25 protein-coding genes are annotated in these 25456 nt (G+C 36.1%); 14 read left to right on the top strand and 11 right to left on the bottom strand.

All coding sequences use genetic code 11. The features are described 5' to 3' along the window. Positions 1–16 precede the first annotated feature (16 nt). Positions 17–694 (top strand): PilZ domain-containing protein, encoded by a 678-nt coding sequence (locus Q4496_RS04505; RefSeq protein ID WP_215972332.1) that lies wholly within the window; start codon positions 17–19, stop codon positions 692–694. A gap of 72 nt (positions 695–766) precedes the next feature. Here the strand turns inward: Q4496_RS04505 and xseA are convergent, their stop codons facing one another. Further along, positions 767–2113 (bottom strand): exodeoxyribonuclease VII large subunit, encoded by a 1347-nt coding sequence (gene xseA, locus Q4496_RS04500; protein ID WP_303601476.1) that lies wholly within the window; start codon positions 2111–2113, stop codon positions 767–769. Positions 2114–2336: 223 nt separating this feature from the next. Here xseA and guaB point away from each other — a divergent pair, with 223 nt between their 5' ends. Together guaB and guaA are read left to right on the top strand one after the other, a co-directional pair. Beyond that, entirely contained in the window at positions 2337–3809 is a 1473-nt protein-coding gene (guaB, locus tag Q4496_RS04495) for an IMP dehydrogenase (protein WP_215972334.1), read from the top strand. A 246-nt stretch (positions 3810–4055) separates the two neighbouring features. Then, a complete protein-coding gene (gene guaA, locus Q4496_RS04490) occupies positions 4056–5633 on the top strand; it encodes a glutamine-hydrolyzing GMP synthase (protein WP_215972335.1) in 1578 nt (525 codons plus the stop codon). Positions 5634–6173: 540 nt separating this feature from the next. Here guaA and Q4496_RS04485 read toward each other — a convergent pair. The 5 genes from Q4496_RS04485 to Q4496_RS04465 form a co-directional block, all read right to left on the bottom strand. Beyond that, positions 6174–6404, bottom strand: coding sequence for a hypothetical protein (locus Q4496_RS04485; RefSeq protein WP_215972285.1), 231 nt, complete (start codon positions 6402–6404; stop codon positions 6174–6176). Further along, a complete protein-coding gene (locus tag Q4496_RS04480; RefSeq protein WP_303609989.1) occupies positions 6401–8011 on the bottom strand; it encodes a PepSY domain-containing protein in 1611 nt (536 codons plus the stop codon). The genes Q4496_RS04485 and Q4496_RS04480 overlap by 4 nt, the downstream gene beginning before the upstream one ends. Next, the gene (locus tag Q4496_RS04475) at positions 8008–8295 is read right to left on the bottom strand and encodes a hypothetical protein (protein WP_215972283.1); all 288 of its coding nucleotides are present in this window, start codon (positions 8293–8295) and stop codon (positions 8008–8010) included. The genes Q4496_RS04480 and Q4496_RS04475 overlap by 4 nt, the downstream gene beginning before the upstream one ends. Positions 8296–8349: 54 nt before the next feature. Next, positions 8350–10683 carry a TonB-dependent receptor gene (locus Q4496_RS04470; protein ID WP_215972282.1) on the bottom strand — a complete coding sequence of 778 codons (2334 nt, stop codon included), beginning with the start codon at positions 10681–10683 and terminating at the stop codon, positions 8350–8352. 141 nt (positions 10684–10824) lie between these two features. Further along, positions 10825–11205, bottom strand: a complete 381-nt coding sequence (locus tag Q4496_RS04465; RefSeq protein WP_303609988.1) for a hypothetical protein — start codon at positions 11203–11205, stop codon at positions 10825–10827. Between the two features lie 412 nt (positions 11206–11617). Between Q4496_RS04465 and Q4496_RS04460 the strand changes: the two genes are divergently transcribed. From Q4496_RS04460 to bla, 3 genes are all read left to right on the top strand, one after another. Next, entirely contained in the window at positions 11618–12388 is a 771-nt protein-coding gene (locus Q4496_RS04460; protein WP_215972280.1) for a sulfite exporter TauE/SafE family protein, read from the top strand. 153 nt (positions 12389–12541) lie between these two features. Next, positions 12542–13030, top strand: a complete 489-nt coding sequence (locus tag Q4496_RS04455) for a GNAT family N-acetyltransferase (protein ID WP_215972279.1) — start codon at positions 12542–12544, stop codon at positions 13028–13030. 150 nt (positions 13031–13180) lie between these two features. After that, the gene (gene bla / locus Q4496_RS04450) at positions 13181–13999 is read left to right on the top strand and encodes a class A beta-lactamase, subclass A2 (RefSeq protein WP_215972278.1); all 819 of its coding nucleotides are present in this window, start codon (positions 13181–13183) and stop codon (positions 13997–13999) included. A 253-nt stretch (positions 14000–14252) separates the two neighbouring features. On the opposite strand, the gene Q4496_RS04445 is transcribed toward bla, so the two are convergent. Continuing rightward, on the bottom strand, positions 14253–14390 hold the full coding sequence (locus tag Q4496_RS04445) for a hypothetical protein (RefSeq protein WP_215972277.1): 138 nt from the start codon (positions 14388–14390) through the stop codon (positions 14253–14255). A gap of 347 nt (positions 14391–14737) precedes the next feature. On the opposite strand from Q4496_RS04445, the gene Q4496_RS04440 reads away from it, so the two are divergent. Continuing rightward, on the top strand, positions 14738–15385 hold the full coding sequence (locus tag Q4496_RS04440; protein WP_215972276.1) for a DUF2959 domain-containing protein: 648 nt from the start codon (positions 14738–14740) through the stop codon (positions 15383–15385). A 2-nt stretch (positions 15386–15387) separates the two neighbouring features. Beyond that, the gene (locus Q4496_RS04435; protein ID WP_303601470.1) at positions 15388–15738 is read left to right on the top strand and encodes a RidA family protein; all 351 of its coding nucleotides are present in this window, start codon (positions 15388–15390) and stop codon (positions 15736–15738) included. A 113-nt stretch (positions 15739–15851) separates the two neighbouring features. Here Q4496_RS04435 and Q4496_RS04430 read toward each other — a convergent pair whose 3' ends face one another. Further along, positions 15852–17693 (bottom strand): DUF885 family protein, encoded by a 1842-nt coding sequence (locus tag Q4496_RS04430; protein WP_303609987.1) that lies wholly within the window; start codon positions 17691–17693, stop codon positions 15852–15854. A 314-nt stretch (positions 17694–18007) separates the two neighbouring features. Here Q4496_RS04430 and Q4496_RS04425 point away from each other — a divergent pair, with 314 nt between their 5' ends. After that, positions 18008–19987, top strand: a complete 1980-nt coding sequence (locus tag Q4496_RS04425; RefSeq protein ID WP_303609986.1) for an ATP-dependent DNA helicase RecQ — start codon at positions 18008–18010, stop codon at positions 19985–19987. Between the two features lie 69 nt (positions 19988–20056). Next, positions 20057–20977, top strand: coding sequence for a DMT family transporter (locus Q4496_RS04420; RefSeq protein ID WP_303601467.1), 921 nt, complete (start codon positions 20057–20059; stop codon positions 20975–20977). Between the two features lie 30 nt (positions 20978–21007). On the opposite strand, the gene Q4496_RS04415 is transcribed toward Q4496_RS04420, so the two are convergent. Then, on the bottom strand, positions 21008–21853 hold the full coding sequence (locus tag Q4496_RS04415) for a hypothetical protein (RefSeq protein ID WP_303609985.1): 846 nt from the start codon (positions 21851–21853) through the stop codon (positions 21008–21010). A 326-nt stretch (positions 21854–22179) separates the two neighbouring features. Next, a complete protein-coding gene (locus Q4496_RS04410) occupies positions 22180–22371 on the bottom strand; it encodes a helix-turn-helix domain-containing protein (protein ID WP_303610000.1) in 192 nt (63 codons plus the stop codon). 343 nt (positions 22372–22714) lie between these two features. On the opposite strand from Q4496_RS04410, the gene Q4496_RS04405 reads away from it, so the two are divergent. The 4 genes from Q4496_RS04405 (at position 22715) to Q4496_RS04390 (ending at position 24444) form a co-directional block, all read left to right on the top strand. Beyond that, positions 22715–23104 (top strand): hypothetical protein, encoded by a 390-nt coding sequence (locus Q4496_RS04405; RefSeq protein WP_215972271.1) that lies wholly within the window; start codon positions 22715–22717, stop codon positions 23102–23104. A 143-nt stretch (positions 23105–23247) separates the two neighbouring features. Continuing rightward, entirely contained in the window at positions 23248–23442 is a 195-nt protein-coding gene (locus tag Q4496_RS04400) for a DUF1289 domain-containing protein (protein ID WP_354668412.1), read from the top strand. Between the two features lie 106 nt (positions 23443–23548). After that, positions 23549–24226, top strand: coding sequence for a YoaK family protein (locus tag Q4496_RS04395; protein ID WP_215972270.1), 678 nt, complete (start codon positions 23549–23551; stop codon positions 24224–24226). Continuing rightward, positions 24226–24444: a DUF6500 family protein gene (locus Q4496_RS04390; protein WP_215972302.1), complete on the top strand. Its 219-nt coding sequence runs from the start codon at positions 24226–24228 to the stop codon at positions 24442–24444. The genes Q4496_RS04395 and Q4496_RS04390 overlap by 1 nt, the downstream gene beginning before the upstream one ends. Before the next feature lie 105 nt (positions 24445–24549). Here the strand turns inward: Q4496_RS04390 and Q4496_RS04385 are convergent, their stop codons facing one another. Further along, positions 24550–25218, bottom strand: a complete 669-nt coding sequence (locus Q4496_RS04385; protein ID WP_215972269.1) for a GntR family transcriptional regulator — start codon at positions 25216–25218, stop codon at positions 24550–24552. Between the last annotated feature and the right edge of the window lie 238 nt (positions 25219–25456).

The following is a 25456-nucleotide window of genomic DNA, read 5'->3' as shown; positions in this document are numbered from 1 at the left end:
AAAAAAATTCACATTTATGTCTAACAAACCTTCAAATATTGATACCAGTACTCGTTTAGATCGGAATTTAGCATTACTTCATGCTGGTTCGACGGTTAATATTGATATTTCTACGCCTGCAGGGCAACGTGCTAAATTTAGAACAACTTTTATTGGTTATCTTCCAGGAAAATATGTATTAATACAATTTCCTGAATCGAGTAAACTTGGAAAGTTTTCTCAGCATATAGTACAAGGTACTGCTGTTACTGTGAGGGGGCTAATTGAAGGTCATGAAGGTGTTGTGGTTGCTTTTCTTAGTACTATTAAACAAACCTTACAAATGCCATCTCGTATTATGGTGTTAGACTTTCCCCGAACAGTGGGTTTACAAAACCTGCGCTCATCTATTCGCATAGAAACCCAAATCCCCGCTAAAGTCAAAATAGATGAAGATTATTGGCAAGCAACGATAGAAAATTTATCTAGCAAAGGTTGTCAGTTAAATATTATGAATGGTGAGAAGTTGGTTTTATCTGATAAAAAAGATATTCAAATTGTCATCGAAGAAGAACAAGCCTTAGATAATTTTAAGTTAAATGGCTCTGTGTGTAATTTGAAACAGCATAATGACGGTATTACTTTTGGGGTAAAATTTGAGGAGAAAAGTGAGGAACAAGTTCGTCAATTATTATTAACCACAATGACCTCATAACACTAACAGCAGAGCTCTTTTAAAATAAAACACACTTTCTTTAAGTGATTTATTTTGTTTAAGCTCATTCGCTTAACTTTTCCCTTCAATTACCTTAGCTTTAATTATACCGTCAGAAATTTGTACACTTATTTCATCGTTAACAGATATTTGTTTAACCGAACTAATCACTTTATCCTCAGTATCTCGAACTACACCGTAGCCTCTGGCAATAGTCGCTAATGGGCTGACCAATTGTAGTTGCTCAATTAAATGCACAAACAACTCACTTTTATGTTGCACATTATTTTGTTGGGCATTAATGAGGCGCTGTTTTAACTGTGTTACTATTGTTTGGTATTCCACTAATTTTCTATTGGGTGATAAACGATTAAGTCGTTGCGCTAATTGCTGTGGTTGTTGCTTAGTTTGTAGCAATATTCGTTTAATTACTTGAGTTAAGCGCAAGTTAAGCTCGTCAGACTTTTGTTGGTGTATTCGCAATTGTTGCTCTGGGTGGGCTTGTGTCAATCTATGCTGTGTATGGCTCAACTTTTGAATTAACACGTTATTATTTCTGGTAATCGCGTTATTTAATCGTAATGTTAGCATAGTGATTTTTTTCATTAGTTCATCACTATCACTTGAAACTAACTCGGCTGCGGCAGAAGGCGTTGGGGCACGTAAATCAGCGACATAATCGCTCAAGGTAGTATCGACTTCATGACCAACTGCACTAATGGTAGGAATTACGGAATCATAAATAGCTTGTACCACTATTTCTTCATTGAAAGGCCAAAGATCTTCTAACGATCCACCTCCGCGCCCAACAATAAGTACATCGCACTCTTGTCGACTATTTGCTTGTGCAATTGCGTGGCAAATATCATTACTGGCATATTGCCCTTGTACTAACGCGGGATATATTGTCACTTGAATATTTGGGTTACGGCGTTTCAATACGGTAAGAATATCTTTTACCGCAGCTCCTGTGGGGGAGGTAACAATACCAACCCTTTGAATAGTCGTTGGAATTTGTTGCTTATGGGCTTGAGAGAATATGCCAAGGGCATTTAACTTATTTTTTAATTGTTCATATTGTTGGCGTAATAAACCTTCACCGGCATCATCAAGCTGTTCAATAATAAGCTGAAAGTCACCTCTAGGTTCGTACAAAGAAACTTTGGCACGCACTAACACTTGTTGTCCATTGCGTGGCTTGGCATTGTTAGCAAGGCGAACTCTTTGGTTGTTGCCTTTAAACATAGCACAACGGACTTGTGATTTATTATCTTTTAATGATAAATACCAGTGACCAGAGCTAGCGGCGACAAAATTAGATATTTCCCCAGTTAACCACACGGTATTTAATTCACTTTCTAGAATAAAACGTACTTTGCGTGTGAGTTCACTGACTTGAAGGATATGTTGTGCTGGCATAACTAATTAATTGCTAATAGTGTAGAACTGGTTTGAGTGACAGTATATCTCGATGGAATTTATTTAGGGCATTTTTTTTCTTTTATTGCATAAAATAATAATGGTTCAAAGGTAAATTTATGTTTACCTAAACAAAGAAAAGAGTTAAAATTCTGCCGCAATATTAGATACTAACTTTTAAATATTTAGTGTCTCCTTTCCCCTTAACTCTGGTGATATTGCGATGTTACGAATTGCCCAAGAAGCATTAACTTTTGATGATGTTTTGTTAGTACCGGCTCACTCTAAAGTACTACCCCACACAGCTAACCTACAAACTCGTTTAACACGAAAGATTAATTTGAACGTACCTATTGTATCTGCGTCTATGGATACAGTAACGGAAGCGCGCTTAGCAATCACTTTAGCACAAGAAGGTGGTTTAGGTTTTATTCATAAAAATATGACCATAGCAGAACAAGCGCGTAATGTTTCTAAAGTTAAAAAATATGAAAGTGGTATAGTGTCAGATCCTGTCACAGTAAGTACTGATTTTACCATTGAAGAAGTCATGCATAAAGCCGATGATCTAGGATTTTCAGGCTTTCCTGTTGTTGATAATCAGAATAATTTAGTGGGTATTATCACTGGCCGTGATTTGCGTTTCGAAACTGATTTAACAAAGTCAGTATCTTCATTGATGACGGCTAAAGAAAACTTAGTAACAGTAAAAGAAGGCGCAGCCCGAAAAGAAATTTTAGGCTTAATGCATAGCAACCGTATTGAAAAAATATTAGTGGTTGACGATGCGTTTAAATTAGTTGGCCTTATCACCGCAAAAGATTATCAAAAAGCTGAAAACAAACCAAATGCTTGTAAAGATGAACTTGGTCGTTTACGTGTGGGTGCTGCTGTTGGCGTTGGTGCAGGTACTGATGAACGTATTGATGCCTTAGTTGCTGCCGGTGTTGATGTACTATTAATTGATACTTCACATGGTCACTCTCAAGGTGTTTTAGACCGAGTAAAAGAAACTCGTGATAAATACCCAGACTTGCAAATAGTTGCAGGTAACGTTGCTACAGGTGCTGGCGCAAAAGCCCTAGCCGATGTAGGTGTAGATGCAGTTAAAGTCGGTATTGGCCCAGGTTCAATTTGTACAACGCGTATTGTAACGGGTGTTGGTGTTCCACAATTAACTGCGATATCAAATGCAGTTGAAGCTTTAAAAGGCACAGATATTCCTGTTATTGCTGATGGTGGCATTCGTTTTTCAGGTGATATTGCTAAAGCACTTGTTGCTGGCGCACATTGCGTTATGGTTGGTAGCTTATTAGCTGGTACAGAAGAAGCACCAGGTGAAGTTGAGCTTTATCAAGGCCGCTATTATAAATCATATCGTGGTATGGGTTCACTAGGTGCTATGGATCAAAAAGAAGGTTCAAGTGATCGTTACTTCCAGAAGTCCGATGGTGAAGCAGACAAATTAGTACCCGAAGGTATTGAGGGCCGTGTTGCTTATAAAGGTCCTGTGGCTGCTATTATTCATCAGCAAATGGGTGGCTTACGTTCATCTATGGGCTTAACGGGTAGTGAAACGATTGAAGTGATGCGAACTAAGCCTGAGTTTATGAAAATAACATCAGCAGGTATGGGCGAGTCGCACGTACATGATGTAACTATCACAAAAGAAGCGCCTAACTATAGAATGGGCTAGTCGAATATTTCATTTCTGTGCTATTTAGCGTGATAGCGGTATCAGAAGTACTCATTGACTAAAGTCAACTCCGTGCTTCTTCTTTGCTCTAACGCTAACTAGCTTAGAACTAAAACATTCTTGATTATTTCTTTATTGAAAAACTAAAAAATTCCAACAGGCTGAGCAATAACCCTTAAGTAGGGTGCTCAGCCTTTTTCTTTAATTTACACCGTTCATTTAGAACGTAAAAGTAGGAAAACAAACATGAGTAAAGACATTCATGATCACCGCATACTGATTTTAGATTTTGGTTCACAATATACGCAGCTTATTGCACGTCGTGTACGTGAAATTGGCGTTTACTGTGAACTTTGGTCATGGGACGTGACTGAAGCGCAAATTAAAGACTTTAATCCAACAGGTATCATTCTTGCTGGTGGTCCAGAATCAGTTACGGAAGCTAACTCACCACGTGCTCCTGAATATGTGTTTAATGCTAATGTACCCGTATTAGGTATTTGTTACGGTATGCAAACCATGGCTGAACAGCTAGGTGGTAGTGTTGAGAGCTCTGACCATAAAGAATTTGGTTATGCATCAGTTGAGTTAATTGCAAGCTCAGCATTATTTAATAATGTTGAGGACAACGTGGGTGAAAACGGTAATGGTTTACTTGATGTTTGGATGAGTCATGGTGATAAAGTTGCCAGTATTCCTGAAGGTTTTGTTACTGTTGGCCAAACACCAAGTTGTGCTTTTGGAGCCATGGCACATGAAGAGAAAAAATTCTATGGTGTGCAATTTCATCCAGAAGTTACTCACACAAAACAAGGTTTACGTATTCTAGAAAACTTTGTTGTTGAAATTTGTCAGTGTGAAAAGTTATGGACACCAGCGACAATCATCGATGATGCTATAGCTAAAATGAAAGCACAAATTGGTGATGATGAAGTTATTCTTGGTTTATCTGGTGGTGTAGATTCATCAGTAGTCGCAATGTTATTACATCGTGCTATTGGTAAAAAGCTAACATGTGTCTTTGTTGATAATGGTTTACTTCGTTTAAACGAAGGTCAACAAGTTATGGATATGTTTGGTGATCATTTTGGTTTGAATATTATTAAAATTGATGCTGAAGATCGCTTCCTTGAGCGTTTGGCTGGTGAAAGTGAACCAGAAGCTAAACGTAAAATTATCGGTAATGTATTTATCGATGTATTCGAAGAAGAGTCTAACAAGCTTGAGAATGCAAAATGGTTAGCACAAGGCACTATTTACCCTGATGTTATCGAATCTGCAGCATCAGCAACAGGTAAGGCACATGTTATTAAGTCTCATCATAACGTTGGCGGCTTACCTGACTATATGAAGTTAGGTTTAGTTGAGCCATTACGTGAATTATTTAAAGATGAAGTACGTAAAATTGGTCTTGAACTAGGCTTGCCATACGACATGCTTTACCGTCATCCGTTCCCAGGCCCAGGACTAGGTGTGCGTATTTTAGGTGAAGTGAAAAAAGAATATGCAGACTTACTACGTCGTGCTGATGCTATCTTCATTGAAGAATTACACAAGCATGATTTATATACTAAAGTAAGCCAAGCATTCACCGTGTTTTTACCTGTTCGTTCCGTTGGTGTCATGGGCGATGCTCGTAAATATGATTGGGTAGTAAGCTTACGTTGTGTTGAAACAATTGACTTTATGACGGCTCGTTGGTCACACTTACCGTACGACTTCTTAGGTCTAGTGTCTAATCGAATCATCAATGAAATTGATGGTATTTCGCGCGTTGTTTACGATATTTCAGGTAAACCGCCTGCTACTATTGAGTGGGAATAACATTGTTGTAAACGGGTTATAACAATCAATTTCGGCGTTGAAGGTACTCACCTATAGTCATAGGCTCCGTACTTCTGCCTTGAATTTGAAGGTTCTACCTGCGTTTTCTAAGCATGTTAGATGAATACTTAAACCTCATTGTTGAAAAACACTGGGGTTTTTTATTGCACGTCAAATAGAGGCAACCTAATAATAACATTAAGTTTTCATACCAGTTTCATTAATTAAGTGAACAATTTTATACGTAGAAAAAAATGGCCAAATACAAGGTATTTATTTCAATAACTCGTTGTTCTAATTATTAAATAAATAACGATGTCGTTGGTGATTTTAGCAAGTAGGAATGATCACATAGTTAGTGAGATTGGTATAATATGTTAACAACAGGAATGTAAGTTAAAAAGTAGAATGAAAGGGGAGGTAATACATCCCCTAATTATCTAATAAAGCAAAGTCAGCAGTGAGAACCAATAACGAGAAAAGCGGGTATAACCGTAAAGTTATATGCTCAGTGCAAATTAACGGTTGTCGTTATATTATTTATTTATTTATTGTTTTACCAAATATAAAAGCAACAAATAAATTAGTTAACAAGCCGCCAGAGATAGCGACAAAAACCCCACCAATACTGCCATAAACGGCAATAAAGCATATTGAAGCCGCTATAAATATTGCCAAGCTTAACCAACAACTTGTCGTGCTTGCTTTTCTTAGTAATAAACTACTTATAATTAATAGTATGCAAGCTAAGGTTAGGTAAATAAATATCATACGCTCACCTCTTGATGCACAGCTGGTTCTACTAAGGCCAAGCGCTTAACATTTATGCGTTTAGTTGCATAAATACCAAATAGACCTATCACGAAAAAGCTTATATCAACCACAGTTACTAATAAATTATTTGCCATAAAAGCATGACTTGATGACAGTACAACATTTAATGGTAAAACTGCCATACATGAAACCCCTGTCACTAACAGAGTCACTTGTAAGTAACGATGATAATTAAGCGGAAATATAGCTAATAAAAACCAAGCTAGCCAGGAATAGAAGAAAAGTGGGCCAAAATACTGGTTATGTAGCTCTACCGCAACTAAGTTGTTAAGTAAAACTTGAGCAGGAAATAGAATAGCGCTTGCTAATACTAAACCACCACAACTACCAATAATAGCCCTATTCCAGCGTTGATAAGCGAGTTCAGATAATGTTGGATTACTACCTCGGCTACGCTTTGCTAACCACATCATCATGCCTGACAATGGCAATAGTGCGGTTGTTAAGCCAAGTAAAGCCCAAATACATTTAACAAAAATGCCAGCGAAATTACCAAAATGTAGTGGAAATAATAAGGTGAGCACCTTGATAGCAGGGCCAGGAATATCGCCTAAACTACTCATCGATTTACTAAATTCACCATTACCATGATATTGCAACAATTGTGACGCTACAGCATCCCCGCCAAGTAAACGTAGATAAACTTCTGCATTCGTATCGTTATGCGCCATAACCGTTAAATCAACAATTTTGGCCTTTGGGTAGCGAGTTTGTGCGTCAATTAAAATAGCATTGATATCTGTTGCTTGATAATTATGAGAGATAATGGGCTCTGGCATAGCTGTAAATCGCTCAACCAATTTAGCTTGATCACCACCAAAACTTACAAAAGCAGCGGCAGGTAACAATATAATTGTCGCTAATCCTAAAAAGGCACCACTAAGTCCTATAATGCCGTGAAATAAGCTACCCCAAATGCCCATAATTTTGTGTGCGTCGCTGACAACAACATTGAGTTCCTTTTTACGCCGGAAAGTAAATAACTCTTTAATTAACTGGCGATGAATAAATAAGCCGGTTATGGTGGAGACTAATAATGTTAAGCCTAAAAAGCCTGTTAGTATTAGCCCGATAGGGCGACCTAGATGTAAATCGGCATGAAAGTGGCCAATAAATGAAGGTGCGTCTGTTTTACGATGTTCGTAAAAATAGGCTGCTGTACCATAATATTCTTTTACTAGTTCAAAATTTCGAGGATCAAATTGATAGGCATATGCTGCTTCCTCAGTATAGTTTTCATCCCCGTCATGCGATTCAAATAATAACGTGAGTAAGTGAGTGTTATGTCCTGTGGGCAAATATACATGAATATTTTCACCAAAAGCTTCAGGTACTTTTTGATGATATTTGTTAATAAGCTCAGTAACTTTTTCACTTGGGATTGTACTGAGTTGATGTAATTCAGGGTTAGCCCAAATTTTTAATTCTGGTCGGCTTAGTACAGCTAAAGCGCCGGTAAAGCAAACAATAAACAACAAGATAGCAGTAACAATACCAACCCAACTATGCAATAAAAATAGCTTTTTTAATGTAACTGATTTCATGTTTGTGCCCCTGATAATGCCATATAACTCAAACCTGCATGACTAAATAAAATAACTAACATGACAACAAAAGGGTGCCATGCTTTTTCAGCCATATAGGCATAAATAAATAAGCCTGCCCAAATAAGAGGAAATAGCATAATAGGTATAAGTATCCTTTCTTCCATCGCAAATGGCAGATAAGTCGTCATACCCGGAATCATAACTATGGCGGTAATAAGCGCTAATATACAAGCCATTAAATGCCGGCGTTTAGTCGCCGAGAATGTTCTTTTTGTCTTCATTTTTTATTTGCTCTCAATGTGTGACTAACGTTAGTTAGCCACACTGGCGGTAAGTTAGAACTCAGCTTCAAAACGTACGCTTAATGTGCGTGGTGAACTTAGGGTTTGATTGTCAAAACCGGCAGGCGCAAGAGCCACATATTCGGCGTCTAGCAAATTATCAACTAAGGCATATACACCATAGTTTTGCCACTGGTAGCCAATACGTGTGTTTACTAATAAGTGAGCGTCATTACGTGGCTCTAAACTTGTCGCTAGTCGTTGTGATGTACCGGTATAGCTAGCATTAATATTCGCAATAAAACCTTTTTGATTTGAGTAATCGACACCAAATAAGGCTGTCCATTCAGGAGCACCTTCAAAAGAAAAGCCACTGTAATCTTGTTCTTCACCGTTGAAGCTAGCGCTAAACTCATCAAACTCTGTTTTAGAATATCCGATGCCACCATAAAGATTAACAGAAGAAGTTAGCTGATAACTGATCTCTGTTTCGAAACCTTGCACATGTGACTCACCGACATTATGTATTTCACGGTCATATTGATTACCCGATAAAAATACAGAGACTTGTTGATCTGTCCAATCAAGGTAAAAAATATTGGCATTAATCACTAACTTGTTATCAAGCCACACCGAGCGAAACGCTAATTCGTAGTTCCATGTATATTCAGGATCATAAGTAAAAACAGTTGCTTGGGCGATGTTTGTACCTACACCGCCAGAGCGGTAGCCTTTTTGAACAGTAAGGCTGGTTGAAATATCTTGGTTGAAACGATATGTCGCACCTAGTTTGGGTAACCATGCATCAAAGCTTGCATCTTCAATAGGTTCATCACCAGAGGCCCCATCAGCCATAGCATAAAGCTGTTGGTTTATACCTGTTATTAACTGAGCAAGTACCGGATCTGCCGCAAAGTCATCAGGTTGAGGTAAGGCATTTTGTGTTCTTTCGGTAATATAGATATCAGCAGCAGTACCATTTTTTTGCTCTTCTTTATCATAACGAAAACCTGCGAATATATTCCAAGATTCGTTTATTCTATAGGTGAAATCAGCGAAAAGTGCTTTAGTTTCAACTTTTTGTGTGAAGTCAGAGAATTGACCAATATAAACAGGATCAGCGGCGCTATAAAATTGTAGTACTTGATCAGCTAAAGTATCAGGTAAAGCCAAGCCACCATATTCGGCAGGCGCGGTAAGTAAGCTACGTACACCAAGTTGTTCAAATGTTAAGCCGCGCTCACCACCACTACTATCAAAAACATCTAAATCTGAATAATAAAAACCAATCAACCCTGATAGCTTGTCACCTTCGTAAATTAAGCGAAATTCTTGTGTTGTAGTTTCATCCGTACGGGTATCAGTCAGTATAGATTGAGGTTGCTGTATACTAGCATCGCCATCCCATTCGTAACCATATTCAGCATCAGAATAGGTCGATATAGAGGTGAAAAACCATTCATCAGAAATATCATAATTCAAGTTTAAAACATATAAATCAGAGTCGATATATTCAAAGGTTGGTGAATCTAAATAAACATAACGATCATCATAAATATTATTAATAGGGTATTGATCATCACCACTTTCAACCATAACCCAATCAGCACCCTTTTCGTTTTCAGTGTGAAGAAAACTTAGCTGAGCCTCAAAATCAGGAAAAGCAGATGGTGTAAAGCGCAACTTTACTCGGTAAGACTTGTTGTTATCAAAATCTGATTCTTCACCTGTGGCTACGTTAGTGTTATAACCGTCAAAATCACGTTTTTCTGCACTAACACGAAATGCTAATTCGTCTTCAATTATACCGCCTCCAAAAGCCACTGCCGCTTCTTGTGTACCGTATTCACCTACACCAATACGAGCCTTAAAGTCATACTCTTGTACTGCATCACGGGTTTTCATCACAACAGCACCAGCGAGTGAATTACGACCTTGTAAAGTAGACTGTGGTCCGCGAAATATTTCAACTTGGCTAATATCCCAAGTTGAAAAGCCGCCTTGTTGCATTACGCGATAAGGCAAAGGAGCACCATCAACATATACACTAGCAAGTCCACCAGTGCCACCATCAGTTACACCAAAAGCATCAATACCACGAATGTTAAAGCCAGTGCCATCAGTACCAGAAGCATTAGGAGTGCGTGCGATAACATCGTAGAAGTCGTTTAGGTTTTCTTGTTCAATTGTTTGACCAGTAATAACAGCAACACTAGTAGGGGTTTCTTGTAGAGTTCTATCTATTTTTTGACCTTTTACAATGATTTTCTCTATTTGACGCGTATTACTTGAACTTTCTGTATCGTTAGCACTGGCGTTCATTGCAACGCCTGAAATAGCAAAGGTAACAGCACAAGCTAATCGCGCTTTTAAAAAACGAGTGGTCATAAAAGGTGAACTCCAAATACGGTGTTAATGTTAATGATAATGGTTGTTATTAATATTATACCTTGAAGTTTTTTTACAAAACAACAACAAATGGAATAAATAGATAAATAATTGAGTCTGCAGATATCTGATAGAGCTTAGTCAGTGAGGAGAATAATGGCATATAACCGAGCTTAATTTATGCCTAAAATAGTCAGTGTTATCTATATTAGCTAAAACACTGCCTTTCGTGACCATACTACCTGTTTCAAAAGGGGCATTAATAGTGGTTACTTCACCGTCAACTTCTGATTTTAATGTTAGATCCCAATGGGCTTTCGTTTCACCATGACTACTTACATAGGCCTGATAAGTATTGGTTAGTGCTTGAATAACCGATACTGTGGGGATGCTTGCCTTAATTGTCGTAGGTTTCCGAGCTGCTTGTAGTTGATCAATCTTTTCTCCGTTATAAGCAACAGCTAAACCAATGCAGACAATGGCAATAGCAGTCACAATAACAGGGGCAGACAAAATTTTCATGACGATACTCCAAGACCTAAAGCGAGGCCTAAATTAATACGGTTAATTAAAAGGGTGTAATTGATTTACGCTAATTCATCAGCTGCTAAGTCGTACATTTATATTTCTTGGTTAAGGTAATGAAGGGAGCAGCGTGGAACTTACCGTGGTTATAGTAGGCGTTGTAAATAACGCTTGTCAGATTTGCTTAACGCTACAGTTAAAGCGTGATATGACTATACGAGAGAGATTTTAATTTACTCGTATTACTTTGCATTAAAGTTTCTATTGTAGAGTACAATAGCTTTATTGTTTTCACTTACTTGAAATCAAGCTCAAACAGTGGGCTAGGTTTCACTTTGTTATATATTTAATTCACTATTATTACCCTTTTAATGAGGTGTTAGGTTTTAAATTAGCCTGGAGTACTATTTTGTTGATTGATGTTATTTTTCTTTTTATAGCAGGGCTAATTGGTGGGGTTTTAAACTCTATTGCGGGAGGGGGAAGTTTTATTACTTTTCCTGCTCTCGTTTTTGTTGGCGTGCCACCACTTATGGCTAATGCTACTAATACCTTTTCTTCGTGTGCCGGATATTTTAGTGGAGCTTATGCTTTTAGGCACAAATTAAAAGAGCACAAAAAAGAAATGTTGCTCACGATTTTATTTAGCCTATTAGGGGGATCTCTTGGTGCATTTTTATTGTTAAAAACCCCTGAAGCATCATTTGAAAAGGTTATTCCTTGGTTACTTTTATTTGCAACCTTGTTATTTATATTTGGTGGGAGAGCTAATACATTATTGCAGTCTTACTCAGAAAAAAATAAATATGCATTACAGTTTAAATCTATTTTTCTTTCTTTATCATTACTCAGTGTTTGTGTCTATGGCGGATTCTTTAATGCCGGATTAGGTATTGTTGTCTTAAGTTATTTGACTTTATCTGGTCATAAAAACATTAATGTAATGAATGGTTTAAAGTTAGTTGTTTCTTCTGCTGTATCGATTGCTGCCATATTATTATTTGTTTTGAGCGACTCTATTGCGTGGTTAGAAGGCTGTATTGTTCTCGTTGGTACTTTATTAGGCGGATATTATTCGGCTCATATTTCGATGAAGTTAAATCAGCAGTATGTTAGGTGGTTCGTGATATTTATGAGCGCTGTGATTACGGTATATTTTTTCTATGTCACTTATGCGTAGACTTTTATGATATAAGGCCATTAAATTAGTGGTGCGAGGTAAACTTAATAGGTTAAACAGCTAAAATAGTTTACTCAATTTCTCTGTGCTACTCATAGTAGCAAACAGTTTATTAGTCTCTATTGGGACGTATGTGGCAAGGAAGTGGTGAGAATGCCTATTAGTGCAATAACCGAAAATTCGTGGGATGCAATTATGAAAATTCAGGCGGAGGCATACACAGATATTTTGCCTGAAGACGCAAGTATCCTAAAAAGTAAGTGGCTGGCTTCGCCTGAAACATGTGCAGTCTATGTAGATGATGAAGATAAAATATTAGGCTATTTACTTGCTCACCCATGGGAGAGCGAAGTGCCACCTAAGTTATATGAAAAAACGCAAGTAATTAATAGTTCAACTTTATTTCTCCATGACTTGGCTTTGGCGAATGCGGCACAAGGAAAAAAGATCGCTAAACAATTAATTGAAAACTTAATTGTTTATGCCAAATGTCAACATTTTTCAAAAATATCACTTGTTTCAGTGCAAAACTCGAATATGTTCTGGGGAAAATTTGGTTTTGTTTATACCCCTAGTAAGATTATTTGTCCAAGTTACGGTGATGATGCCCAATTAATGGTGTTAGCGCTAAAAATAGAATAAATCATGTAAAATATTTGCATAACGATAGCTGTTCACGCATTCTTTAAACATAAATATTAGCACGTAAGATAACCTATGAATTATAAACTACTATTACTCATTATCGTTTTTTTATGTTCGTTTCACTCATATAGCAAACAAAGTGAGTCTTTGAAACATCAAATAAATTCATTACTAGCAGCTAAAAATGCAACAGTTGGTGTGTCGATTTTGGCAGGGGATGGCAGTGAATATATTTCAATAAATGGTAATAAGAAGCTACCAATGCAGAGTGTTTTCAAATATCACCTTGCTTTAGCAGTGTTAGATCAAGTGGATAAAAAAAACTTAAGCCTATCGGATAGAGTAAGTATTAGCCAAAAAGATTTAGATAATAATTTATGGAGCCCGATTCGTAAAAAATATCCCAATGGTACTAATTTATCCTTAGCTGAAGTATTAAAATATACAGTCGCTTATAGTGACAACGTAGGCTGCGATATATTATTTAATATGGTTGGTGGTACGAAGGTTGTGGAAGCGTATATACATCAGCAAGGCATAATGGATGTTGCTATTGAATATGATGAAATAACACAGCAATTAGTTTGGAACCGAATGTATGAGAATTGGACAACGGCTAATGCAGCTATTACTTTATTAAAGTTATTTTATGAGAATAAAGATAATTTACTTTCTCAAGGCAGTCATCAATTCTTATGGGATACCATGAAAAGCTCAGCTACCGGTAAAGATAAAATTAAAGGTTCATTACCTAAAGGTACGATTGTTGCGCATAAAACCGGTAGCTCTGGTAGCAATAAATTGGGATTAACGGGGGCCGATAATGATATTGGCATAGTTTTTTTGCCTGATGGTCGACATTTTTATATCGGGATTTTAGTCAGTAACTCGACAGAAACAAGCGAGGTTAATAAAAAAATAATTGCAGATATTAGTAAAATAGCTTGGGATTATTTTAAAAACTAGTTTCGTTATGCTTGCTGTTCATAAGTCATAAGTGTATCAAAGTCGATTTACTTCAGGCGTATTATGTAGAGACTTTTACTGTTAACTATATCTGCAATAAGGTATTAGTAAACATGACCTACTGCCATTTTATAATATCAGTGTATACTTGATTAGGTACTTATATTACACAGCACCTTTATTTTTATATCAGTGACACCATTCTAATATTTATGGCATTTTCACATAAATATTAGAATGTAAGTCGTCAATATTATAGGTTTTCTAAAACTTCACGTTGTTCGGCTACTTCAATTCTTATGTCAAAATCACGAGGTAAATCGCTATTATCATAATCAAAAGTTGTTGCTTCTACTGATTGTGTATCTTGTAAAGTGTTTTGATTTTTCATTATCATAATCTCTCTTTATTTAACGTTATGTAATATTATTACGTTATTTAGTGTTTTAATGCAAGCTTTTATCATTTTAATGATCGTATTATTATATTTTGTAGTTTTATTACTTTATTTTGAGGTTTAGGGGATTAAGTTATGCTCGTCTTTATTTATGACTCTCTTTGTTATTTATCGATAGCTAGCCAATTAAGATTGACGACAAGGCAAGATGTTTTTTGTTAATAATTTGTAAAAATTTAGAGGTAATGTTGAATATTTATTTTGCTCGAATACGCTAATCAATATACCATTAACATAATATTCGCTCAGATTAAGTGGTCAAAATCACTTTAGGGAAATTTATGATTAAGTTTAGTCAAAAGTTATGCATTATTGTTAGTGTATTGGCATTAGCATCGTGTTCAACTGCTTATTACTCTGCCATGGAAAAAGTTGGTATTCACAAGCGTGATATCATGGTTGATCGTGTTGGAGAAGCCAAAGAATCACAACAAGAAGCACAAGAACAGTTTAAGTCAGCATTGGCTGAAATGACGGCGCTAATTAATTTTGATGGTGGCGATCTTGAAGAGCAATACAACGAAATTCAAGAACAGTATGAAGATTCGAAAGAGGCTGCTGATCTTGTTAGCTTACGTATTGCTAAAATAGAAGATGTTTCTGAAGCCTTATTTGAAGAGTGGCAAGATGAAATAGAAGAAATTTCAAGTGCTAACCTTAAAAGACAAAGTGCATCAAAACTAAAGGATACACAAAGACGTTATAAAACATTGATTAAATCGATGCATAAAGCAGAAAGTAAAATGGCACCAGTTTTGTCTGCCTTAAAGGACAATAGCCTATTTTTAAAACATAATTTAAATGCAAAAGCAGTTGGTGCATTACAAGGTGAAATAGTGTCAATTCAAAAAGATGTTGCTGTGCTAATTAAAGATATGAATGCTGCGATAGAACAATCGCAAAAATTTATTGATATGTTGGAGGAGTAATTTTGTCAATTGAAAGGTTAGAAACAAAACAGCGTATGAGTCGTATTGTTAAACATAACGGTACGATTTATTTATGTGGCCAAGTTGCTGCTGATGCCAGTAAGAATATTACTGAACAAACGCAAACCATGTTAGCTAAGGTTGATGAATTATTGTTGCAAGCAGGCAGTGATAGAAAGCACATTTTATCAGCCACTATTTATGTTAAAGATATGAGCTACTTTGCTGAGATGAATGCTGTTTGGGATGCTTGGGTTCCAGAAGGTTATGCACCAGCGCGTGCATGTGTTGCGGCTAAAATGGCTCGTGACGCTTTATTGGTGGAAATTTCAGTGGTCGCTGCTGAAATATAAAAACTTTTCTTTCTATATTGTAGAAATTTAATAGCTAAAAAGACAATAAAAAACCGCATTTAAAAATGCGGTTTTAGATGGTTCTGTTTAGTGACTTATCAAGTCAGTCGAGATTAAGCCTTTTTCTCTTCAATATATTCATTAACGAGTTGAGTAAGTACGTTTAATGGTACTGGCCCATTACGTAAAATTACCTCGTGATATTCTCTTATATCAAATTTGTCGCCTAAGGCTTTTTTAGCACCTTCACGTAAGGTTAATATCTTTAACATACCAATTTTATAAGCTGTTGCTTGGGATGGCATAACAACATGTCGTTCAACCATTTTAACTGCGTCAGATTTAGCGTTAGGCGTATTAGTTACATAATATGCAATGCCTTCATCTCTGGTCCATTTCTTTGTGTGAATACCCGTATCAACCACTAATCTACATGCACGCCATAGTTCCATAGCTAAACGACCAAAGTCAGAGTATGGGTCTTGGTATAAGCCAATTTCTTTAGGGATCATTTCTGAATATAATCCCCAGCCTTCGGTATGAGCAGTATAGCGTCCAAACTTTCTGAACATAGGAATGCCAGTTAATTCTTGTTTGATCGCGATTTGCATATGATGTCCAGGAATACCTTCATGGTACGCTAAAGCCGCCATTTGATAGGTTGGCATAGCTTCCATGTCGTAAAGGTTTGCATAATAAACACCTGGGCGAGATCCATCAGGTGCGGGTTGTTGATAAAATGCTTTACCCGCAGACTTTTCTCTAAAGGCTTCAACGGCTTTAACTTTTAATTCCGCTTTAGGTTTACTTAAAAACAAGCTGTCTAGGCGGCCTTTCATATCGTCAATTAAAGCAACTGCCTCATCTAAATATTGCTGACGTCCTGCTTCGTCTCCAGCGTAATAAAATTGCTTGCTGTTTCTCATAAAATCAAAAAATTCGGCCAAATCACCTTCAAAGCCAACCTTTTCCATAATCAAACGCATTTCATTATGGATTCGATCCACCTCATTTAGCCCTATTTGATGAATTTCTTCAGAAGTGAGATCTGTAGTAGTTGTGCGTTTTAAAGCATTATTATAAAAATCTTCACCATTTGGAAACTTCCAAGCACCGTCACGATCATCGGCTTTCTTTTCTAATTCCGTTAAGTAACTAATTAATTGTTCATAGCCATATTTTAATTCGTTGTTCAATGCGGATTTAATGTCAGTTAATAATGAGTTTTTTTCTGCATCAGTAATTGCTAGTTTGTTAATTTTGCTAGTGAAATCGGCTAAAAGCGTACTGTCTTTACCGTCAGAAAATGGTGCACCTATTAATATATTATTAGCATCACGAATGACATGTTCAAAAACAAATTTAGGGGCAATTATTCCTTTGTCTTCTCTTAATTTAAGTTGGGTAACAAGCTGTATTATTAACTTTTTAGCGCCTTTTACACGGGCTATATAATCTTGTGCTTCTTTTACATTACTAATTGAATGTTGGTTAATTAAAAACGCAGGAATTTGTGAGTGAGTGCCAAACATTTGATTAACAGGATAATTATGAAAGCGCCATTGGTAATCATTGATGCTGTTTTCTAATTTCTGAACGTAAAGGTGATAGCTGATCAACGTTTGAGGATCTAATTTATCGGTATCAATCGTTTTAATTTTTTCTAAGTCTGCTTTATCAAAAGCTAACTCGATTGCGCTGTTTTCTTCAGATAGGTCATTCCATTTATCGTAATCTTTTTTAATACCAAGATATGTCTGCATAACTGGGTTACGGTCAATGCTTGCCTTGAAAATACTATCAAATAGTTGGTTGGCTTTTTCTGATTCGGATATGACTACATTAGCACTGTTTTGTTCAACTGAAGTGCTTGCGTTATTTGTTAGTGGTTGTGAACAAGCACTTAATAAGGCACTCGATATAGCAATAACGAGCAAAGATTTTTTTAATAGCATTTGATGGCTCTTTTATTAGAAATTATTTTAATCAGTTTGCCTATGTTTTAATGATGAATGCAATGAATTATCGATAGATTGGCTTATATTTACGATTAAACAGTAAGGGGTTTTGTTAAATTTAATCAAATTAATATGGCGAGAGATCAATTATTTTAGCACTGCTGGTTGGTAAAGGCGCTTGTTAAAGTAATACAGTCAAAGTACGCTTTATGTCATACTGGTTAAATACTTAGTGCTTTATGTTTTTAACGTTAAAAATAATGATAGGGCTATAATTTTTTTAGTAAATTATTTATATTGGAATGTTAATCATGAACGGAATTAATCAAAATTCATCGCTAGAAACACTTAAAACAATATTTGGTTTTGAGCAGTTTCGTTTAGGTCAAAAGCAAACAATTGAACAATTGTTAGCTGGGCAGTCAACGTTATCAATATTTCCTACCGGCTCAGGTAAAAGTTTGTGTTATCAATTAACCGCATTGCACCTGCCTAATTTAACGCTTGTTGTGTCGCCATTGTTAGCCTTGATGAAAGACCAGTTAGCCTTTTTAGCGAGTAAAGGTATTACGGCAGCAAGTATTGATTCAACGTTAAAAGGTAGTCAAACACAAGACGTTATGGCTGCGGTGCGTAATGGTGAAATTAAAATATTAATGGTGTCAGTCGAGCGTTTTAAGAATGAGCGTTTTAGGCAGTTTATTCAATCGGTACCGGTTTCAATGTTAGTGGTAGATGAAGCGCATTGTATTTCAGAGTGGGGTCATAACTTTAGACCAGATTATTTAAAATTACCTGGTTACCGTAAAGAATTGAATATTCCATTAACATTATTGTTAACCGCAACAGCGACAAAAAAAGTAAAGTTAGATATGGCTGATAAATTTGCCATTAATGAGCATCATATTGTACAAACTGGTTTTTATCGTCATAACCTCAATTTAGTGGTATTGCCGGTTAGTAGCGCTAATAAAAATAAAGTCTTAGTGGAGCAAATACAACAATACTCTAATGGTGGTCAAAATAGCGGTATTGTGTACGTTACGTTACAACACTCTGCTGAACAGGTTGCGGCTTATTTACAGCAATCAGGTATTAACGCTTGCGCTTATCATGCGGGGTTTGACAGCGAAAATCGTAGCCAAATACAAGCTGATTTTATGGCGGGAAATATACAGGTTATTGTTGCGACTATTGCCTTTGGTATGGGAATTGATAAAAGTGATATTCGTTTTGTCTTTCATTACGATTTACCTAAATCAATTGAGAATTACTCTCAAGAAATAGGTCGAGCAGGGCGTGATGGTGAGCTGTCACACTGTGTGACTTTGGCAAATTTAGATGGTTTAAATACTGTAGAAAATTTTGTTTATGGTGATACGCCTGAGCTTGGTGGTATCGAGTCTATTATTGATAATATTAAAGTTGAGACTCAAAGTACCCAATATGAAAGTAAGTGGGAATTACAATTACTACCACTGTCTAATACCAGTAATATTAAACAATTACCGTTAAAAACGTTATTGGTTCAGTTGGAAATTGCTGGTGTCATTGAGCCTATGTATGCCTATTTTGCAGATTTCAAAATTAAGCTTTTACAGCCCCTAGAGCAGATATTATCGGGTTTTAATGAACAAAGACGTCATTTTTTATCAACAGTATTTAAAGCCACAGCGTTTAAAAAAGTGTGGGGCAGTTTAAACTTTGATACCTTATTGCAAGACCAATCAATTGATCGAAATCGTGTTGTTGCGGCGTTAGAGTACTTACAAGAGCAACAATTAATTGTATTAGAAACCTCACGAATGACAGAGGTTTTTAAGGTTAATAGTCATGAACTTAATGATCCTAAGTTAGCAACAAACCTGTATAATTATTTTCTCGATAAAGAGCAAAAAGAAATTCAGCGTATTGCTGCTCTTGTACGATTTTTTCAACTTGATAAGTGCTTAAGCTATAATTTAAGTTGTTATTTTGATGATAAAAAAGCACCCGTAAGCTGTGGGCATTGCAGCGTATGTGCAGGAAATGTCGCTCAACTTGAACATTCAGTACAGGCGCAATGGCCAAGTGATGAAGTGTTAATGGCAGATGCTGTGGCATTGAAAAGTCATTTAGCAAACAAAATTACGGTGCCATTAACGTTAGAAAGTTACTGTCGCTTTTTTGCCGGTATGAGTGTACCTATTTTTGGACGTAATAAAGTTAGACAGTTATCAGGTTTTGCTTCTTGTGAGCAACAACGTTATCAAGCAATACGAGATAAATTATCACAATTGGGAGCTTTCTAAGCTATATGTTGTTTAGAAAAATGAACAGTTGGTTATCTTTCTATTTTATTTACCTGAGTACAACAATTAATGTTTATCACCCTAAAAAATTCAGTGCCAATGAGTGTTTGGTTTATGTTGCTATCAGCATTAGGTTTTTCCTTAATGGCAGCTTGTGTCAAAGAGGTTAGCACTTTAGGTATTCCTGTTTTTGAAATTGTCGCTGCAAGGGCAGCTGTTTCAGCAGTGATTAGCTATGTTGATGTTAAACGCAAAAATATTCCGCTGTGGGGTAATAATAAGCCGTTGTTAATTGCTCGAGGTACCGTTGGTACTTTCGCTTTGATGTTTGTGTATTATGCGGTAACTACTTTACCGTTAGCCGAAGCAACGTTATTACAATACTTACATCCTGTCTTTACCGCTATTTTGGCGTTATGGTTTTTAAAAGAAACGATACAACGCTCAACTGTCGCTTGTATTTTAATCAGCTTACTTGGTTTGTTGATCATCATTTATCCCAACTTAGCTCAGGAAAGTTTAGTTCAGGAAAGTTTAGCGCAACCTAACTTACTCTTAAACCCTCGCATACAATACTCATGGTTAAGCATTAGTGCCGGTGTTTTGGGGGCTTTTGGGAGTGCCGTTGCTTATATTTTGGTTAAAAAATTAACGGTAACTGAGGATAGTTCAGTAATCATATTCTACTTTCCTCTCGTCGCTTTTCCTGTGTCGATGCTTATGCTGGGTAGTGATTTTGTGATACCTAGCTTAACAGCAACAATATTATTGATTTTAGTGGGAATATTCACCCAAGTAGGTCAAGTAGGACTAACAAAAGCATTACACTGTGCTGATGCTAATAAAGCAACAGCTTATTCTTACGTACAAGTACTGTTTTCAGTATTTATAGGTTGGGCGTACTTTAGTGAAATACCTATGACGACCACCATTGTTGGTGGGGGATTAATCATGGTAGGAGCATTAATCAACGTATTGTGGAAGCGATAATGAGTAGTAAAAACTTTCATTAATACGTATTTATCTTTTATCGTGGGCTAGCAGTAGCTGCTTATGTTCAGCATTATCTGTTTGTTGTAAATACAGTGATATTTCTTTGTGAGCTTGTCGAAAATGTTTATATAGGTGAGATTTTAGTTCTTTTTTTACCTGCTTAACTTCAATGCCCTTTATTACACAAAATAGCGCTAATGCGTAAACGGTTTCTAACTCGGGTAGTGCTGATTGTCGGTTTAGGTTACGGTTGTTACATGAGCCGCAACCCCCTTTAAACTGATAAGCTGTATTAGCAAAAATAACACCAAACCCCATAAAACAAGCCACTAAGTCAATGGTTTGTGGCAATACTTCTTTACCGCCAGGGGCATAGGTGTTTGTTGAGTTGTTAGCGTCATAATGAGTAGCATTATGTTGATGCACCAAAATACTTGCTTGTATTTGTACTAAATAAGCAATTAAATCTTGAGGTTGATTAAGTTGGCTAGCATGAAAAGCAATGTCGATAGTTGGTGTTGTGTCATTTATGCTGCTTACTTTACAGCTAATGTGACAGTTTTCACCACGAAGTCTTGAAGCAAATAATAGTTGTGGCATGGGTTTTTGAATAAAGCGCTCAGCAGACACCAGTTTTATTGGCCAAGCGGTCATTCCAGCATACTTCATCGTATTTGAAAAAATCGTATTAGCCATTTCTTCTACGCTGCTTGAACTACCGGGATAGAAGGTATTGTTCGGCAATACTAATTTACTGTCATTTGTAAAAAACTCACCATCGAGTTCAGTAATACACCAAGCAAAGGTATCAAAAATCCATGCTTTGCTTGTTTCATCAATAACGGGTTTTGTTTTAAAAAAAGTGGATAACATTAATAATTGCCTTTAGTTATTGCTGCATATATTCAGTTGCTAATTTTTAGATTTTTTCATTAGCATCGGTATTATAAACAAGGTTTAAAAATAGTTAACTAAAGATTATTTTTTTGGGTTTGGCAGATTCAATCTCGAAGTGTATAACGATTAAGCAGCTATAGCTACCATGTACTTAGTCATTAATTGATCTGGAGTTTTAGATTGATAAATTCAATTACTTGGGGTGTCATCTTGAGTACTTCGATGTATCAATTCTACGCTGTTACACTAGCTTTTAGGTTTGCTTAATATAATATTTTTCTTGAGGGGTGTGTTTTGGGTTTTTACGATGAATCAATTGTATTATATTTCACTATCTTGAGGGTTTGTTTAGTATGGTGACCGTGTAGTCCGGTATTTCGAGATAGCTCGCTATTAATCGTTGATTGACTAACACTGAGTAGCGCTGCAATTTGATTTTGACTTATAACACTTTTATTTAAGGCATAAATCTGGCATCGTTCTTCATCGGTCAGTTATTTATTTATATGTTTTCATTGGTGCATTTCTTGCCGGAGAAAAAGCGATTAGCATATACTCAGCTGACCAATTTTTCGGCCTATTCAAGTGATGCACTTATTATTTGAATCCAAGTTTGAGTAAAACCTCTAATTATGTAAATATTATGTACTTGATAATATTTACATAATTGTTATTAACATCCATTTTCCGAAGTTAATCGTATTACAGCACAACAATGTTTAGTTCTTAGATAAGTATAAAAGAAGTATAAATAAGCAAATACAGAAAATTGACAGGTAGTTAGTTTTTCAATCTGTAGTTTATTAAATGGGGACTTATGCGTTTTAAGGAGTACTAATGCAAGAACATGGTTCTTTTAAAATAGAAGTAATTGATCAAACATTAATTATTAAATGCTTTGATGCTTGGAATGTTGAAACAGTGATAAGGCTTTGTCGAGAATACAAAGAACATGTTGAAGGCATAAAAGACAAACCTTGGGCGTGTTTAGTTGACTTAAGCCAATGGGAGTTGTCTACGCCAGATATGTGGGATGAAATTAATAAATTAAATGAATGGGGAAATATTAATAATCAAAAATATGAAGCGGTTATTTGTAGTATGTCTCTTCAACAAATGTTGATGGAAGAGAGCCATACGGTATTAACTAATGTTGAAACAAAATTTTGTGACAATATGGAGCAAGCATATAATTGGCTAAATAGTGTTGGTGTATTAAAATTTTAGCCAAAAATAAATTAAGCGAAATGTTACCATACACCAAATAAATACAGGTGCCTGACACTTAATGGTAAAGTCTAATGCTTATGGTGACTAAGAAAGTTAGATTGGTACTATCCGCGGCTTTTTAATCGTTAAGTATTATCAATATGATTATGGAAAATAAGACAAATATTATATCCCCTTGTGTAGGCCAATGTGGCTTAGATGAAAATGATATGTGCATAGGTTGTTGTAGATCCAAGTTGGAAATTACAAATTGGATGAGGAAATCTGACGAGGAAAAATTAGCAATAGTTGATAGGTGTAAAAAGGATGTTGCGCTAAATTTGCAAAATCGTTGATAACCTAATTTGTATAAACTCTTACTATTGATAACGATCTGGCAAGACCACCTTCCCATTGTAACTTACTACTTTATTGACAGGACTAACAGCCAAAAGGATTAACGTGATTTCGAAATTACCTCGTTGGGTAGAATATGGTTCATTTATACTTGCACTGGTTGCAGGGCTTGTTAACTCAATTGGGTTGTTAGGCTTTAAGCACCAATCAGTTTCTCATTTGTCAGGTACCGCGACACTTTTTGGTACTGGCATGATTAATTCAGATTTCGCTGATGTTAGCCATTTAGCGTTAGTATTACTGAGCTTTCTTTTAGGCTCTGTTATTTCCGGATACTTTATACGCAGCGGCTCGTTAAAGTTGGGGCGTAATTACAGTGGCTTGCTGCTGTTAGAATCTACTTTTTTGTTTAGCTCTATTTATTTTTTATCAGACAATTACTCTCTCGGTCACTATTTAGCTTCTGCAGCTTGTGGATTACAGAATGCGTTAGCAACGACCTATAGTGGTGCTGTGATCAGAACAACCCATGTTACTGGTATATTTACCGATTTAGGCATCATGATCGGCTCTAAGTTAAGAGGAGAATATTTTGATAAGAGAAAGGGGTTATTGTTTTTATTAATCATTCTTGGATTTATTGTTGGTGGCTGTTGTGGCGCTTATCTTTTTAGTTTTTTCCACTTTTATGCGCTTATTGTTCCCGCCAGTATTTGTTTGTTGCTCGCATTGTCTTATTCTATTTATAATGCTAAATCCATTCTAACAAAGAATAATAAATGATGAGAGCAGTATTAAGAAAAAAAATAATAGATATTTGCGATAAAAAAATCGCCAGTAAAGGTGATAATGTTGGGTTATCATTTTATGCTTTTTTTGCTAATAAAAATGATAATCCAGCACTTTTAATGGAAGCGGCAACTTGGTGGATTCAAACACATCAGTTAGATCACTTTGAGAAGGCGCATAAAATAAAAACTATGGTTGAAAATAATATCTAATTGCTATTATTTTAAATAACTTTTCTTAGCAAAGAACAATGAGCACTAATATTCAACAAGTAAACCTTCAGCTTTAGCGAAGGCTTACTTGCTTTATTAAACTCACTAAAACTTTCCAGACTCTCGTTGCACTAAAAATGCTTTAATTTCATCTCTAGAGCTTAGAATATGTTGTTTTAATTTTGCGACAGCCTTGTCTATATCGCGTGCCTGACAAAAAGCTAATAATTCAGCGTGTTCAGGACCTGCTTTAGATATACCACCAGCCCACAGCAAGTGCATGCGTATATATCGATCTGCATTTTTATTTAGAATGTTAACTAAATCAGAAGTTTGCGGTCGTTTAGCGCCGGAATACAAACAATTATGAAAACTTGAATTTAACTCACTCCAGGTATTTGCAGCATTTTCTTTACCTAAAGCGCTATCCAATTTAATTAATAACTCATTGGCCTCTATTAAAGCTTCATCCGTGATATCCACTAAAGAGGCAGCAAGTAAGTCGCCTTCAATCATTGCTCTTAATTCGAATAATTCATCGACTTGATCAAGGTTCAAGCTAGTAGCACTTGCACCTTTATGAGGCTCAAATGAGACTAAACCTTCAGCTTCAAGCTGTAATAATGCTTCTCTAACAGGGATGCGGCTAACGTTTAATTCGTCTGCTAAAGCGGCTTGACGCAGTGGTTGGCCAGCAATTATTTCCCCACTAAGTATTTTTTCGCGTAAAACTTCTACAACGAGTTGGGTACGAGTTTTGTATTCAATTGCCATTATTTTATGCCATTGTTTGCTGTTATTGTTATTAGGTTTGAAGGGGATTCTGTTTTATCCAATTCATTATAAAGATATTATCAACGAAAAAAAGAGTCATGGAGAAATCTTTAACTTGGCGAAGGTTTATTGAAGGAAGTTATCTTATTATTTTATTTAAATGACTCCTCATTAATTTATATATTAATATCTAGCAGAGTCTAGTGATTGATAATTTAACTTGTTACTACTGTATTTA

The sequence above is a fragment of the Colwellia sp. 5_MG-2023 genome (assembly GCF_030547795.1).
GTDB lineage: Bacteria > Pseudomonadota > Gammaproteobacteria > Enterobacterales > Alteromonadaceae > Colwellia.
This window is presented reverse-complemented; position numbering and strand designations above follow the sequence as displayed.